This is a genomic window from Bacteroides sp. 519, assembly GCF_010500955.1.
In the GTDB taxonomy this organism is placed as follows: domain Bacteria; phylum Bacteroidota; class Bacteroidia; order Bacteroidales; family Bacteroidaceae; genus Bacteroides.
In genome coordinates, this window is the sequence record NZ_QVMJ01000001.1 from 224,576 (window position 1) to 238,365 (window position 13,790).

Consider the following 13,790-nt stretch of genomic DNA (forward strand, 5'->3'; position numbering starts at 1 on the left):
AGCGGATCGGACGCAACTCTGTTTCTCTTCTGCATGGTTTCGTCCTCCTTACTTTTGTTCCTCCGCCCAGCGGGTGTAGTTAACTCCGGGAGAAACCATAAGTGTATCCGTCTCGGTATTGAGAGCCAACACTGTAATCCGGTCGCCGTATCCGTAGTAGAGAATATCGCCATCCAACCAGATCAGCACGTAGCGTTCATCGGTAGCCCGCCCGTTGCGTTTGAGGTGGGTCAGTACAAAATGTTCTCCCTCGCGGGTAATCTCAATGCCGCAGCGGTAATTACCCATAGTCCACCGTCCGCAAAGACGGCTCATCGCCTGTTCCCTGCGCTGACGTTCTTCCGCCTGCCAGTCTATCGGTATGGGTGGTGCATTCTCTATCGCATCCCAGTCAATGACGAATGCTTCCGGTTCTATCACGTTCTCTGTGTCGGCGGGCTTTTTCGCCTGCGCTTTCAGCAACGCTTCGGCGAAAATGCTGTTTATCCCTGCCGTGTATAGCGTCAGCCTTGTTAATTGTTCATTACTTAACTTCATGATTTTTTTAGTGGATTGTGGGACGGACTGCTCCGTCCCGGTTGATAATTATTTATGCCGTTTGCTTTCGGCAAGTTGCTTAATCGCCAATTCGTAGTTACCGCCGAGTTCGTCCGTTTTTCGGAAGACTTCCAGTTTTTCGGATTCTTCGGTCGTGTACGTGAGATATTCTTCGCCGCTCACTTCTGTTGCATACACTGCCGACTGCACACCACCCAGCCCGAACCACACCTCTTTGTATAAGCGGTTCGGATTGTTTGCCATATTGATAGATAGGATTTGCCCCTTCTCCTTTTCGGTCAGACCTAAAAGGGACTGGATTACATCGAATCTATTCATGAATTTTCGCTGGTCGAGTAGAATTTTACAATCGGAGTTATTGATGATTGCCTCCTTGACAATGGGCGATGAAATAATATCGTCCACTTCCTGCGTTACGACAATCGCTTCCCCGAAATACTTCCTGACGGTTTTATAGAGGTACTTCATGTATTCCGCCATATTGGGGGACGACAGGGCTTTCCATGCTTCCTCACAAATGAATTGTTTTCGGACACCTTTCAGCCTGCGTAATTTGGAAATAAACGCTTCCATGATAATGATTGTCACGACGGGAAAAAGTTCGCGGTTTTCCTTTATAGAATCAATTTCGAAGACTATAAAGCTCTTATTCAGGAGGTCTATGTTCTCTGCCGAGTTCAATAGGAAGTCATAACGTCCGCCCCGGTAATACTGGCGCATGGTGGTCAGCATATTGTCGAGGTTGAAATCTTCCCGGCTTACCTTGATTTCCCTTTCGTCGAGTTCCCGGCGGTAGTCACCGCGCATAAACTCATAAAAGGTATTGAACGAGGGCGTAATCGTTCGGTCGTCCTGTATCTTTTGGATATAGGACGATACCGCTGACCCAAGTTCGCCGGATTCGGTTTTGCTGATTTTATCGTCTTCGGACTTCCACAGGGTAAGGAGCAGCGTTTTAATAGAATCTTTCTTTTCCACATCGAAAACATAGTCTTCGGTGAAAAATGGATTGAAACTGATCGGGTTCTCTTCCGTGTATGTGAAATAAATCCCGTCCGCGCCTTTGGTTTTGCGGCGTACCATTTCACATAAGCCCTGATAGCTGTTACCCGTATCGACAAGCACCACATGAGTACCTTGCTCCCAATACTGGCGGACGAGGTGGTTCATGAAAAACGATTTTCCCGACCCGGAAGGCCCCAACACGAACTTGTTCCGGTTGGTGGTGATTCCTCGTTTCATCGGCAAATCTGAAATATCCACATGAAGCGGCTTTCCTGAAACCCTGTCACACATCTTGATACCGAATGGGCTTGGCGAAGATTTGTAATTCGTTTCCTCAGTGAAGAAACACAGGGCGGGTTCTATGAACGTATAAAACGATTCTTCGGCAGGAAAATCCGCTGCGTTTCCGGGCATCGCCGCCCAATAGAGGGTAGCCGCATCCACTGTGTTGTGGCGGGGCTTGCACTCCATAAGAGCCAACTGGCTACCGACATCGTTACGGATATGTTTCAGTTCTTCCGTATCGTTCGACCACGCCATCACATTGAAGTGGGCGCGAACGGAAGTCAGCCCGAAGCTGTGCGCTTCGTTCAGGTATTCGTCGATCCACTCTTTATTGATTTGGTTTCCACGAGAGTAGCGGGAAAGCGACTGCATATTTCTTGCGCTCTTCTCGAATTGTCGTAGGTTCTCCGCCGAATCATCCAAGAAAATGTACTGGTTAAATACATGGTCGCAGGATAATAGCAGTCCCACAGGTGCGGCAAATGACAATCGGCAGTCGCTCCGGTCAGTCGATAGGCGTTCATAACGCATATCTGTTCCGACCGTTCCCGGCAGGTCTTCGACATCCGACACCGTATGTACGCAGATATGTTTGTCGCCTACACGCAAACCGTCGGCTCCCAGCTCCAAATCCTCTAAGCAAGTTGTATCTTCGAGCGACAGGGCAAAATACTTCTCAATCAGTCCTGCGCTTTCCGGCGTTCCTGTTATCTCGTCCGACGTTAGGCGAGTGAGTTTCACAAACCCCGAATCGTTTACGATGCGCTCGAATTGCCCGACAGCTTCCAGAAACTTTACTGTCGTTTCCTTATCTACTTCCTTCGGAATGATATTGCCCCGGCAAAGGCTTGAAAAGTTCGACTGCATACGCTGGCGTTCTTTCGTTGTCTTTGTCAGGTAGAGGAAACAGGTATGATTCAGGAACGGACGTTCGTTGAAGTGCCGTTCAAAACTGCGGGATAGGAAACTCATATCTTCCTTGTCTGTCTCCGGCTTGTAGTTCTCTTTCGTGAACCAATCCTGTTTTTGGATGACCGAATAATCGGGAAGCACTTTGATTGCTTTCGCCCATGACGAATGTATCGCTTCGTATTCCGACGAGGTTACGGTAAACAGTTCGGGTAAGTCCACCCGGAACGCTACCGTTATATCGGCATCTTTGGATATGATACAGTCATGTTCGACCGCCAGTAATGGGAACTTACTTTCGATGGTGGCGGCTTTCATCGTATTACGCATACGCCACCCCCTTTCTTCGTTGGAAAAAACGGCGTGAGTTCCGGCGGTTAATCAGGTAACGGGGATGCTGCCGTTTGGCGAGCAGCTTCATCAGCCCATGTTCCCCATACCGCGCGTTCAGGTTGAAAGTGAACCACACCAGTACCGAAGCGGCAACCACTCCGAAGGCTATGCAGACCCATTGATCCACGCCTGCCATATACATGATGGCAAACAGGATAAACACAGAGAGCAGACCACCCGCGAAGATGAACAGGTATTGTGCTTTCAAGCCTTTGAACTCTACGCTTTTTCCAATGCCTTTATTTACATTGTACTCCATTTCGTTTTGTCGTTTTGAAATGGATTACAAAAAGAATGAGCGAAGGATAGTCGCGGCGACGATCAGGAAGATACACGCACCGAACCACGAGGCGGCGGTTTTGCTTGTATCGGGGTCGCCGGAAGAGAACTTGTTGTACACCTTTATACCGCCAATCAAGCCCACAACAGCGCCCACAGCGTACACGAGTTTCGTGCCGGGGTCGAAATAGCTGGTTACGAGACTTGTAGCGTCATTAATACCACCGATACCGTTGCCTTGTGCGAAGGCATCTGCGGCAGCCAAGATAATAGCCGCCGACAAAAGAATTTTCTTTTTAGTCATTGTTTGAATTTTAAAGGCGGACGAAGGGTTGGATAGTCCCTTCATCCGCCGGGATTTTTACTTTTTTACTTCTCGATTTTTTTAGTGGTTGATAGCATCGCAGCTATCCATAATCGCGTTCTTTCATGCTTTTACACATTTTTAGTTTATAAACTCTCAAGCAAAACTTCGTACATTAAAATCGGTTGGGGCTTTTACCGTAGGTTGGGGTTGGGCTTCCCTGTCGCGGTAGTAGGCATTGAAATAATCGTCCATAAGGGAGGACACGATTTTCTTTTTCGGTTCGTCGTTGGCGACTTGCCCGAATAGTTCGGTTTTTCGCACCTCGACCAGTACCCGCCCGGCTTCTTCCCGTTCTTCTTTTGTCGCACCCTCGGCGTTTCCCACCGTCCGGATCGCTCCCGAAAGATCGTCGAAGCCAAGTCCCAATGCTTTTCCACTCCCGGAGGTTTCTCCCGCTTCTTCGGTTTCGTCGTAATCTATACCGTCGTCTTCGTCAGATTCTATTTCCCCCTCTGGCTCGTCATAGATAACTATATCTATATCGCCGGAATTATCCTCTGCCGACTGGGGTAAAACTACGTTTTCCACTTCGGTTGCCGGAGTTTCCCCCGGAGTGTCCTGTACATGGGTTTGCTCGTTCCCGTCTGCAAATGTAAGTTGTTTTTCTTCTGATTTATCACTGATTTCCAGCATGGTAGCCTTTGTCCAACCTTGTCCGAGGACAAATTTGCTTTTGCCGATTATATCTTCTTTTGCGGAGAACTTGAAAGGATTATAACCTTTCTTCCGTGCTGCGTTCCGTTTGCGTTTTACTCCGCGTTCCCAAAGAAGATAAATCCCGACTACCAGCGCATACAGCATAATTGCTATAATAAAATACCGTCCCATAACTTAAAATATGTTGGGTTTCTTTTCTTCGTACAAGGCACTTATTTCATTCTTATATACAGCAAAGTGTTCGGTCAGTACATTGTTCAGGTAATCGGACAGACTTATTTCGTTCGCTCCGATTGTTTGGATTATCCGCATAATGCGTTCGTGATACTCTTTGCTGATATATACTGCTTTTCCGCTCCGGGTTTTCATTCCGCCCTGTTTTATAAACAGCTTTTCATAGTAAGCCTTATCTTCTTGGCTCATTGTTTTTTCTTCCATTGTCTTAATTATTAAAAGTTTACAATAAATCGTTCTGCCGTTGGCGGTATATCTCGTTGATTTCCTCCTTGTTGGCTTGCAGGTGTTCAGTCAATACCGTGTCGATATACCCGCCCAGTGTTATATCGTTTCCGGTGTCCACCAAAGCCCTGACGAGTTTTGCAATAACCGCATGAACGTCGTAACTGATATAGACGCATTGACGGGTTTTAATATCGTTGCGCTTTAAGAAAGTTTCCTTATACCCTTGCGATTGGCTTCGCTTGCGCTTGGTTGTTTCTTTCACTTCCGGTACTGGCTCCGGTTCAATAATAGGTTCTACCGATACGGGAGCCGATACCTGTTCCGGTTCGTTGGCGGGCGATACTGTGGGTTCCGCCTGTTGCTCCCGGTTGCTCTTTTTTCCCTGCCCGATGATAAATGCGGGGTCTAAACCGCTTGTATCTGCTTTCTTCCCCATAATAGCATTACTTTAACAGGTGCAACAGTTCATCGGCGAGGGCATTCAGGTTAGAGCCTTTGACGAGCGATTTATCCGCCGGGAACAGTGTAGAGCGGAACAGGGCTTTATGGCTCACGGACAGTTCACGGCGAAATCGCTTGCTGTCGGGTATGAAGGTTTTGAGGACGGGAAAATCCAACTCCTTGATAACCGCTTCGTACACTTCGTACAGGTCTGATTTTTCCCGCCCATCGACCAGATTCCAAAGGAGATATACCCCTTTGATATTTGATTTTCCGGTGCTTATGATATTATCCCTTACTGAAATCAAATAGTTCAGGGTGCTTTCCAATACGAGGCGGTCGGCAGCTATCGGCGAAATGATATAGTCCATACTGGCAACGGTCAATACCAGGTGGGGATTATCGAAAGTGCCGGGGAGGTCGAAGAAGATAAAATCATAGTCCCCGTCCCGGATTAATTTCTCTGCATCGTTCAGAGCGTCTTTAGTGTTACTCTCAATAATCGGGTAGGCTTTTTTCTCACCCAAGCGGGTAAACTGCTCGAAAAGCATACCCTTATAATACTCGTCTTTTTCGACCATAGCAAAATCGCGCTCCCTCATTTCAAAGATTGAGTGCTGCGGATAGTCGCAGTCGATCACGGCCACGTTGTAGCCTTTCACATAGTGAAGGTATGAAGCTACCAAAACAGTAAGGGTAGTTTTTCCCGCCCCGCCTTTTTGCGTACTGAATGCTACATACTTCGGTTCTTTTTTGCTTACATTCTTTTCCATTGTTCTACTTTTTTAATTCGTTAATTATTTAATTGTTCGTACCGGTAAAGAGATACGGTTATTTGTCAATCGTTATTTACTTCCTTGTTTTTTTGCTCCATTGCTTTTGCCCTTTCGGGACAATCTATTGATTTGCCGATTCGACCCTTTGCCTTTTTTCTTATCTGTATCGGTATTGACCTATTGCCATTTTTCGATACGACAATACTTATGTGCAACTGTACGAAAGCCTATCATTCCATTTCCATTTTTGAAATTTTCCGCTTTCACAAAAAGCTATTTCAACGAAGCGATATTTACTTTCCGGGAGCAAATAAAAGCCTATTTTTTCATATCATCACCATGTTTTTAAGGAGTGGCCGCCTTTGTCCGACCTTGTCCGACCTATTTGATATACAGCGTGTTAAATTAGCCCGTAACTTTGCAGCATGAAATGTTACGCGAGGTTTTCGGGCAAACATTCAAGTCAGGTTTCCCTCTAACCTGATACCCGAATCGGAAGCCAATTTCCCGATTAATCATTTACGGTAAATCTTTTGCCGCTTCGGCAAAAACCATTTGCATTTTGGCAAATAGCAAGGTATGTCTCGTGCATCGCAAAACCAGTTTTGCAGCACTCAACCCTTGCCCTGCCGGGGGCGGCGCGACCCTCCGAAGTCGGTTGCGCATTTGCTCGGCAAGCCTCGATTGACAGATTTTAATCCGGGTGTGGCACGCCATCACCCACTAAAAAAATCCGTGTTATGAATGAAAAAAAGAATGTACCCCACGGGCGGGGTAAAGGTGGCAGACCACCTAAAGAGAATCCGGCGTTTCGCCGACTGACCGTGAACCTGACCGATACGCAGTACGCCGACTTTCTTACCATGTACGAACAGTCCGGCGTTGCTTCGCTATCCGGTTTTATAGCAGCCCGTATATTTTCCGAAGAGTTCCGGGTAGTGAAAACCGATTCGTCGGCGGTCGATTTTGTGATGAAACTATCGGCGTTTTACGGACAAATCCGAAGTGTCGGTGTGAATTATAATCAAACGGTTAAGCAACTTCACACCACTTTCGGGGAGAAAAAAGCGTTGTCATTGCTCTATAAATTAGAACAGGAGACGATTGAATTATCGAAAATCGGGCGCGAAGTTTTGCATTTGTGCGAAGAGTTTAAGGAAAAACTTTTGCCAGAACACCCTTAAAATTATGGTAGCGGATATTCATAAGGGCAGCAATTTGTACGGCGCGTTGGCTTACAATCAGGATAAGATTGATAATGGGAAAGGGCAAATACTGGAAACAAACCGGGTATTTGTTCCCTTTGACGGTCATTTCCGGGTGTCGGATTGTGTGCGGGATTTTGAACAGGCAATGCCTTCGCAGATAAAAACAGGCAAACCCGTAATCCATATTTCGCTTAATCCGCACCCTGACGACCGTCTGACCGATACCCAACTTGCGGATATTTCGCGGGAATATCTCGAAAAAATGGGATTCGGCGGACAGCCGTATATGATTTTTAAGCATGAAGATATAGACCGCCAGCATGTACACATTATTTCTACCCGTGTACGTGGCGACGGTTCTATTATCAGCGACAGCAAGGATTATGAACGGAGCCGGAAGATTACAGACGCTTTGGAGCAGAAGTACGGTCTTCACCCCAAAGGGGAAAGCCAGAAAGAAGCGTGGCAACTATCTCCTGTGGATGTACAGGCGGGCAACTTGAAACGGCAAGTCGCCAATGTCATTAAGCCGCTTTCGGAAATGTACCGTTTCCAATCGCTGACCGAATACCGCGCCCTGCTCTCCTTATATAATATAGGCATAGAGAAAGTCGAAGGTAACAATGGCGGCAACAAGTACACCGGATTGGTGTACTCCGCGCTTGATGCGGACGGAAACCGTGCGGGCAAGCCGCTGAAATCTTCTCTCTTCGGGAAGTCGCAGGGTGTTGAGCTATTGGAGCAAAAAATGAAACGCTCCGGTGAAGCTATAAAGTCCGAACGTGTGTCTGATAAAACGAAAGCCATCATAGCCGAAGCCCTTAAAACTTCCCGGACGGAAAGCGACCTACGGATGGTGTTGCGGGATAAAGGTATTGATATGGTACTCCGGCGGAACGATACCGGGCGTATCTATGGCGCAACCTTTATCGACCACAATACCCGGACGGTATTGAACGGTTCGCGTATGGGTAAAGAATTTTCGGCGAATGCCCTGAACGAACGCTTTGCAGATAGTTCGCCCCGCGAGGATCTGCATACACCGGTTCCACAAACTACCGATAATCTGCGGAATATTCCCGCACCGGATGACAAGGCTAAGACTCCAACGCCCGATTTATCCGCTGCGACCGAAGCAGCGGGTAACCTGTTCTCTTTCCTTACACCGGAAGAAGGACAGAATGACAATCAGTCTGTACCCAAACGCCGGAAGAAGAAAAAACGGCGATACGGCAGGCAAATGTAAGGCACACAGTGCCTTCTATTATTCTTTTAACTGTAAAAAACAAACAATTTAATTTTTAAGATTATGCAAAATGAAGATGATTTGAGAGGCTTGGCTAAGGTCATGGACTTTATGCGGGCATTGTCAATACTGTTCGTAGTGATAAATATTTATTGGTTCTGTTATGAAGCAATAAAGTATTGGGGAATTGATATTGGGGTGATCGATAAAATCCTGATGAATTTTAATAATACCGCCGGACTGTTTACCAACATTCTCTGGACGAAATTTTTTGCGATGGTTTTCCTTGCCCTTTCCTGTTTGGGTACAAAGGGAGTTAAGGATGAGAAAATCACTTGGCCAAAAATTATCGTATGCCTTGTTTCGGGATTTATCCTGTTCTTTCTCAACTGGTGGTTATTGGCGTTGCCGTTTCCGGCGGAAGGTCGGGCGGGATTGTACATATTCACCATGACGGTAGGATATATCTTTATGTTAATGGGCGGAATATGGATGTCGCGTTTGCTCAAAAGCAATATGTTCGATGATGTGTTCAACACAGAGAACGAATCATTTATGCAGGAAACACGCTTGATTACAAATGAATATTCCATCAACCTGCCGACACGATTTTGGTATAAGAAGAAGCTGCACAACGGTTGGGTGAATATCGTAAATCCCTTCAGGGCAAGTATTGTGCTGGGTACGCCCGGCTCCGGCAAGTCCTACGCTATCGTAAATTCTTACATTAAACAACAGATAGAAAAGGGGTATTCGGCTTATATTTACGACTTTAAATTCCCCGATTTATCGACAATCGCCTACAATCATTTGCTCAATAACCGTGAGGGTTACGCCCAAACACCCACATTTTACGTGATTAATTTTGACGACCCTTCGCGTTCGCATCGTTGCAACCCGCTTAATCCGGCTTTCATGGAAGATATATCGGACGCATACGAAAGTAGCTACACGATTATGCTCAACCTTAATCGAACTTGGGTGAGCAAGCAGGGCGATTTCTTTGTAGAGAGTCCAATTATTTTGTTTGCGGCTATAATCTGGTTCCTCCGCATTTACGAGGGCGGAAAGTATTGTACGTTTCCCCATGCAATAGAATTGCTCAACAAACCCTACGAGAAAATTTTCCCTGTTCTGACCTCTTACCCGGAACTTGAAAACTACCTTTCTCCCTTTATGGATGCTTGGCTCGGTGGGGCTGCCGAGCAGTTACAGGGGCAGATCGCAAGTGCGAAAATCCCGCTTTCGAGGATGATTTCACCTGCCCTTTATTGGGTCATGTCGGGTGATGAATTTTCATTGGATATTAACAACCCGGAAGACCCGAAGATTCTGGTTGTCGGTAATAACCCCGACAGGCAGAGCATATACGGGGCGGCATTGGGATTATATAATTCCCGCATCGTAAAGCTGATTAATAAGAAAGGGATGCTGAAAAGTTCGGTGATAATCGACGAGTTACCGACTATCTATTTTAAGGGATTGGATAATCTGATAGCCACCGCCCGAAGCAACAAAGTCGCGGTGCTTTTGGGCTTTCAGGACTTCTCGCAGTTGAAGCGCGATTACGGCGACAAAGAGTCCGCCGTAGTGATGAATACCGTAGGTAATATTTTCAGTGGTCAGGTAGTTGGCGACACGGCGAAAACCCTGTCCGACCGTTTCGGAAAAGTCCTACAAAAACGCCAGTCTATGACGATAAACCGGAATGATAAATCAACGTCTATTTCTACACAAATGGATTCGTTGATACCGGCCAGTAAAATCTCCAATCTTACACAGGGGATGTTTGTCGGCGCGGTAGCGGACAATTTCGACGAGCGTATCGAGCAGAAGATTTTCCATGCGGAAATCGTGGTTGATAATGAGCGGGTAGCCGCCGAAACAAAGGCTTATAAAAAGATTCCCGTCATTGCCGACTTTACGGATGAAAGTGGCGTTGATAGAATGAAGGAACAGATAAAGGAGAATTACGACCGGATCAAATCCGAAGTGAAGCAAATCGTGGAAATCGAGATTCAGCGTATTAAGGATGATCCCGACCTTTGCCATTTGTTGCCGAAGGAGGAAGAATAGAAATGATTAGAGCCGCTTCAATTCGGGCGGCTCTTTACTAAAATGTCCTTGTATATCGCCTAAATATATTTCTGAAATTCGGTTACGAACTCCTGTTCAATCCTTGAAAATCTGTTTTGGGATGGAACAAAACCACTCAACTGAGTAAGCGCTTCGTCAATATTAGGCGAAATCTGTATCGCTTTGCCTATTTTTTGAGAAATTTGTATAGGTAGTCCGTATTCATCTAATGGAACAACATAAGGGGCTATGAAATAACATTCTACAAAACTGGCAAAATATGAATAATCACAAGCCTTGAGATTTTGCTTTTTGAAAATATCATTTGCAATGCTGCACAAACTCATTAAGTAGCGTGGAAATTGAAAATTTATCCAATGTCGTTGAATATCAAAAGACAACTCTATAGCTTCATTTATTTTGTCTTGTGTATTACAGCCTGCGGTATTAGCTGCAATGAATTTTTTAATACTCCCAGCCTCTCTAAATTGATTAATTCTAAAATGCAGTTGTTTTCCAGAACTTACTCCATAAGTCATTTTCTTAGACGCTATTAAATAATCCCAAATAAGCAAGCATGCCAATTTAAGTTGATTGTTATCAGGATATTGACTCCATTTCAAAAGCGGATATATTTTGTTGATGTTTTTCTGTATGACAGATGCTAACTGTATTTGTTTGTCTAAATCTATATATGAATTTTTCTTTAGCGTTTCCTTTGACAGGATATCTTGATTAAAGTATTTTTGCAATTTCTGTTTTGAGCTTTCTTTCAAATCGTTTTCATCAATATTAATCAATAGCTTCTCAGGAACATCATCATTCTGAGAGAATATCGGAAAATCAACTAATGGTAGTTCTGCTGCTGGTGGCTCATGAAATAGATATATATTTCCAATAAAATGCGAAAACATTCTGCCGGAACGTCCACAAATATTATTAAAGGTAAAGTAGTCGAACTTAGTCCGAGCTATCTTATTGTCGTATATTATAACATTTTTTGCTTTCGTATTGACTCCCTCAATGAGGGTTGAGGTACATATGAGATATTTAATCTTGCCCTCATTAAATAGTTTAACGCATTTTTGTGCAATTGCGCGAGGAACTCTACCATGATGAATCCCTATACCTTGCTCTAAACAATTTGGGAGAATCCATTGAGAATGATAATTGCTTTTTAGCCAGTCCGCCAACTCCTTATTCATACCTGTTTCCTCAAATTTTCCACTATTTAGAAACGCATTAGCGACTTTATTTGCACTTGCTGGAGATTGACAGAATATTAGTGTTGGCTCGTCCATAGATGAACTTATTTCAATCAAACGGCTGATCGAATCCTCTCCATTTTTGACCTTAACTGAATGTCGTTCAGAAACGACCGTTTTATAATCTGTCCGAATGAATTTGTATTTGACATTATCTAATAAGGCTGTAGTCACTTGTTCTATATTGGGGCCTAAAAGATAAAATTGCGCTCCCTTTTTTACCAACGTATAAAAGACCTGATTCAAAACATGGCATCTTTCTTCATCGGATTTTTGAGGACTTAACTTATAGAACTCATCTATTACAAAAAAGTCCACATCAATTTGAGGTATAATTTCTATCGCTCGTTCCTGCGTAAGTATAAAGATATTTTTTTTTAGCAACGATTGACTTGGGTGCGTAATTATTTTATACGAGTCCTTGAATTTAGATAATCTTTTTCGAGTTTCGTCAATTAGAGCTATCGTGGGAACAATGATAATTATATTTGAATGAACTTGCGAAGCAATAACTGAATCTATTATAAGGCTTTTCCCAAAACTTGTAGGCGCACTCAAAACAATGTTTTCCCCTCGTAAAAGGGCGTAATACACCTCCGCCTGAGCGTGATGAAAAACTATATGCTCGTTAAATCCGGTAGGACGGTGTACTTCATAAGCGATAGCATCTTTAAAGGATAAATTGTCTTCGTCCATATAGGGAAAAAGCCCAACTTGTCTTGTTAGTCCGCTAATCATAGACTCCAAACCTTGAAACTCATTTATCCTTGCTAATAAACGCAATATGAACTCCTGTCCTACAGTCTGGTTAATTGCGACAAGAGCCGCAACCTGCTTTATTATTTGAAACTTATCTACATCAGCAGGAAATTTCCGCCTTAAGATATTTCGTAGTTCTTGCGGAGTTATAAATTCTGCCATGTTTTTAACTTAGTTTCTAATGATTTCATCAATTCCTCTTTCGTGTTCAATGGTAACAAAAATAGATGTACCGTTAATGGGAAGTCGCCTAATCTATCACAAAATCTTTTGTGGAATTTTGTAAATTCTTCTGAAATCTCGGCTGTATATTCTGCACTTTTTTGGTCGTGCTTTGCCAGTACCGAGGAATCGTATGTGAGCAAAACGGGTATGCAAGTATTCGAGAAAACATCATCTAAAGATGTGTTTGGGTTAAGTAGTGTCTTAAGTCTTTGTGCATGAGGCCACGAGTTATCTATCTTATTCGTAATAGCAACAAACTCATTTCTTACATACCGAGTTTCAGCATGTTGCTGTAATTCCGTAACAACGTGTGATATGGCATTTGAAATGTCATTGTAAAATTTAACTTCCCCCAACCACAGTTCTAAAGAATCATCCAAATCCACTATGTGAACAGCATCAAATCCTTTGACTGTTTCATTTGGCCCGTCCTTGTAGTATATTTTGCTTATCGCGGGAATTGTATTGTGCGTTTCTCGTATGATAGCATGAAGTAAAAGCTCTCCAAATTCTCCTCGATTCTCAAATTTTTTAGACTGATATATACTGGCGACCACCTGCCTGATTTTGGCAACTGCATTTTCTCCCGTGAGATTATGAAATTCGGTATGAGTTAAAGCAAATTCCGGTAAATATTCAAACAAGTAATTTACTAACTGATCTTTCCTCCAAATACGATTTTCAAATCCAACACACATCCCATGCAAGTCAGGAAGCTGATCTTCTTTGTGAACAATGATATTAAAAAATGGAGTCATAAGCTTGTTAAATTCAATACATTATTGGTTGCAAAGGTAGCGATTTTAATTGATTCTTAAAAAATAGGTGGAATTACAAAATGTGGCGCTCAACAAAAATCCCCAAATGACAAAATATCCA

Annotated in this window: 13 protein-coding genes; 3 read left to right on the forward strand and 10 right to left on the reverse strand. The window is 44.0% G+C overall.

Features of this window, described 5'->3' with window-relative positions; genetic code table 11:
• Positions 1-48: 48 nt before the first annotated feature.
• The 8 genes from D0T85_RS00925 to D0T85_RS00960 form a co-directional block, all read right to left on the reverse strand.
• A complete protein-coding gene (locus tag D0T85_RS00925) occupies positions 49-537 on the reverse strand; it encodes a DUF3876 domain-containing protein (RefSeq protein WP_163209303.1) in 489 nt (162 codons plus the stop codon).
• A 48-nt stretch (positions 538-585) separates the two neighbouring features.
• On the reverse strand, positions 586-3,087 hold the full coding sequence (locus D0T85_RS00930; protein WP_163209306.1) for a TraG family conjugative transposon ATPase: 2,502 nt from the start codon (positions 3,085-3,087) through the stop codon (positions 586-588).
• Positions 3,080-3,409 carry a DUF4133 domain-containing protein gene (locus D0T85_RS00935; RefSeq protein ID WP_163209308.1) on the reverse strand — a complete coding sequence of 110 codons (330 nt, stop codon included), beginning with the start codon at positions 3,407-3,409 and terminating at the stop codon, positions 3,080-3,082. Before D0T85_RS00935 ends, D0T85_RS00930 begins: the two co-directional genes overlap by 8 nt.
• 24 nt (positions 3,410-3,433) lie before the next feature.
• A complete protein-coding gene (locus tag D0T85_RS00940; RefSeq protein ID WP_163209310.1) occupies positions 3,434-3,733 on the reverse strand; it encodes a DUF4134 domain-containing protein in 300 nt (99 codons plus the stop codon).
• 156 nt (positions 3,734-3,889) lie between these two features.
• Positions 3,890-4,624 carry a hypothetical protein gene (locus D0T85_RS00945; protein ID WP_163209312.1) on the reverse strand — a complete coding sequence of 245 codons (735 nt, stop codon included), beginning with the start codon at positions 4,622-4,624 and terminating at the stop codon, positions 3,890-3,892.
• 3 nt (positions 4,625-4,627) lie between these two features.
• The gene (locus D0T85_RS00950) at positions 4,628-4,891 is read right to left on the reverse strand and encodes a DUF3408 domain-containing protein (protein WP_163209314.1); all 264 of its coding nucleotides are present in this window, start codon (positions 4,889-4,891) and stop codon (positions 4,628-4,630) included.
• A gap of 19 nt (positions 4,892-4,910) precedes the next feature.
• Entirely contained in the window at positions 4,911-5,351 is a 441-nt protein-coding gene (locus tag D0T85_RS00955; RefSeq protein WP_163209316.1) for a DUF3408 domain-containing protein, read from the reverse strand.
• A 7-nt stretch (positions 5,352-5,358) separates the two neighbouring features.
• Positions 5,359-6,129, reverse strand: coding sequence for a ParA family protein (locus D0T85_RS00960; protein ID WP_163209318.1), 771 nt, complete (start codon positions 6,127-6,129; stop codon positions 5,359-5,361).
• 743 nt (positions 6,130-6,872) lie between these two features.
• On the opposite strand from D0T85_RS00960, the gene mobA reads away from it, so the two are divergent.
• The 3 genes from mobA to mobC all read left to right on the forward strand — a co-directional run bounded on the left by mobA (position 6,873) and on the right by mobC (position 10,662).
• Positions 6,873-7,316, forward strand: coding sequence for a conjugal transfer protein MobA (gene mobA / locus D0T85_RS00965; RefSeq protein WP_163209320.1), 444 nt, complete (start codon positions 6,873-6,875; stop codon positions 7,314-7,316).
• 4 nt (positions 7,317-7,320) lie between these two features.
• Positions 7,321-8,586, forward strand: a complete 1,266-nt coding sequence (gene mobB, locus D0T85_RS00970; RefSeq protein ID WP_163209322.1) for a conjugal transfer protein MobB — start codon at positions 7,321-7,323, stop codon at positions 8,584-8,586.
• Positions 8,587-8,649: 63 nt separating this feature from the next.
• Positions 8,650-10,662: a conjugal transfer protein MobC gene (mobC, locus tag D0T85_RS00975; protein ID WP_163209324.1), complete on the forward strand. Its 2,013-nt coding sequence runs from the start codon at positions 8,650-8,652 to the stop codon at positions 10,660-10,662.
• Positions 10,663-10,721: 59 nt separating this feature from the next.
• Here the strand turns inward: mobC and D0T85_RS00980 are convergent, their stop codons facing one another.
• Positions 10,722-12,848 carry a DEAD/DEAH box helicase gene (locus tag D0T85_RS00980; protein WP_163209326.1) on the reverse strand — a complete coding sequence of 709 codons (2,127 nt, stop codon included), beginning with the start codon at positions 12,846-12,848 and terminating at the stop codon, positions 10,722-10,724.
• Entirely contained in the window at positions 12,833-13,669 is an 837-nt protein-coding gene (locus tag D0T85_RS00985; RefSeq protein ID WP_163209329.1) for a DUF1837 domain-containing protein, read from the reverse strand. Before D0T85_RS00985 ends, D0T85_RS00980 begins: the two co-directional genes overlap by 16 nt.
• Positions 13,670-13,790: the final 121 nt, after the last annotated feature.

What these genes read in the sequence shown, in the direction of transcription:
- D0T85_RS00960 (WP_163209318.1), bottom strand. Translation starts at nt 6,129, where the DNA reads ATGGAAAAGAATGTAAGCAAAAAAGAACCGAAGTATGTAGCATTCAGT.
- mobA (WP_163209320.1), top strand. Translation starts at nt 6,873, where the DNA reads ATGAATGAAAAAAAGAATGTACCCCACGGGCGGGGTAAAGGTGGCAGA.
- D0T85_RS00945 (WP_163209312.1), bottom strand. Translation starts at nt 4,624, where the DNA reads ATGGGACGGTATTTTATTATAGCAATTATGCTGTATGCGCTGGTAGTC.
- D0T85_RS00930 (WP_163209306.1), bottom strand. Translation starts at nt 3,087, where the DNA reads ATGCGTAATACGATGAAAGCCGCCACCATCGAAAGTAAGTTCCCATTA.
- D0T85_RS00940 (WP_163209310.1), bottom strand. Translation starts at nt 3,733, where the DNA reads ATGACTAAAAAGAAAATTCTTTTGTCGGCGGCTATTATCTTGGCTGCC.
- mobB (WP_163209322.1), top strand. Translation starts at nt 7,321, where the DNA reads ATGGTAGCGGATATTCATAAGGGCAGCAATTTGTACGGCGCGTTGGCT.
- mobC (WP_163209324.1), top strand. Translation starts at nt 8,650, where the DNA reads ATGCAAAATGAAGATGATTTGAGAGGCTTGGCTAAGGTCATGGACTTT.
- D0T85_RS00935 (WP_163209308.1), bottom strand. Translation starts at nt 3,409, where the DNA reads ATGGAGTACAATGTAAATAAAGGCATTGGAAAAAGCGTAGAGTTCAAA.
- D0T85_RS00925 (WP_163209303.1), bottom strand. Translation starts at nt 537, where the DNA reads ATGAAGTTAAGTAATGAACAATTAACAAGGCTGACGCTATACACGGCA.
- D0T85_RS00985 (WP_163209329.1), bottom strand. Translation starts at nt 13,669, where the DNA reads ATGACTCCATTTTTTAATATCATTGTTCACAAAGAAGATCAGCTTCCT.
- D0T85_RS00955 (WP_163209316.1), bottom strand. Translation starts at nt 5,351, where the DNA reads ATGGGGAAGAAAGCAGATACAAGCGGTTTAGACCCCGCATTTATCATC.
- D0T85_RS00980 (WP_163209326.1), bottom strand. Translation starts at nt 12,848, where the DNA reads ATGGCAGAATTTATAACTCCGCAAGAACTACGAAATATCTTAAGGCGG.
- D0T85_RS00950 (WP_163209314.1), bottom strand. Translation starts at nt 4,891, where the DNA reads ATGGAAGAAAAAACAATGAGCCAAGAAGATAAGGCTTACTATGAAAAG.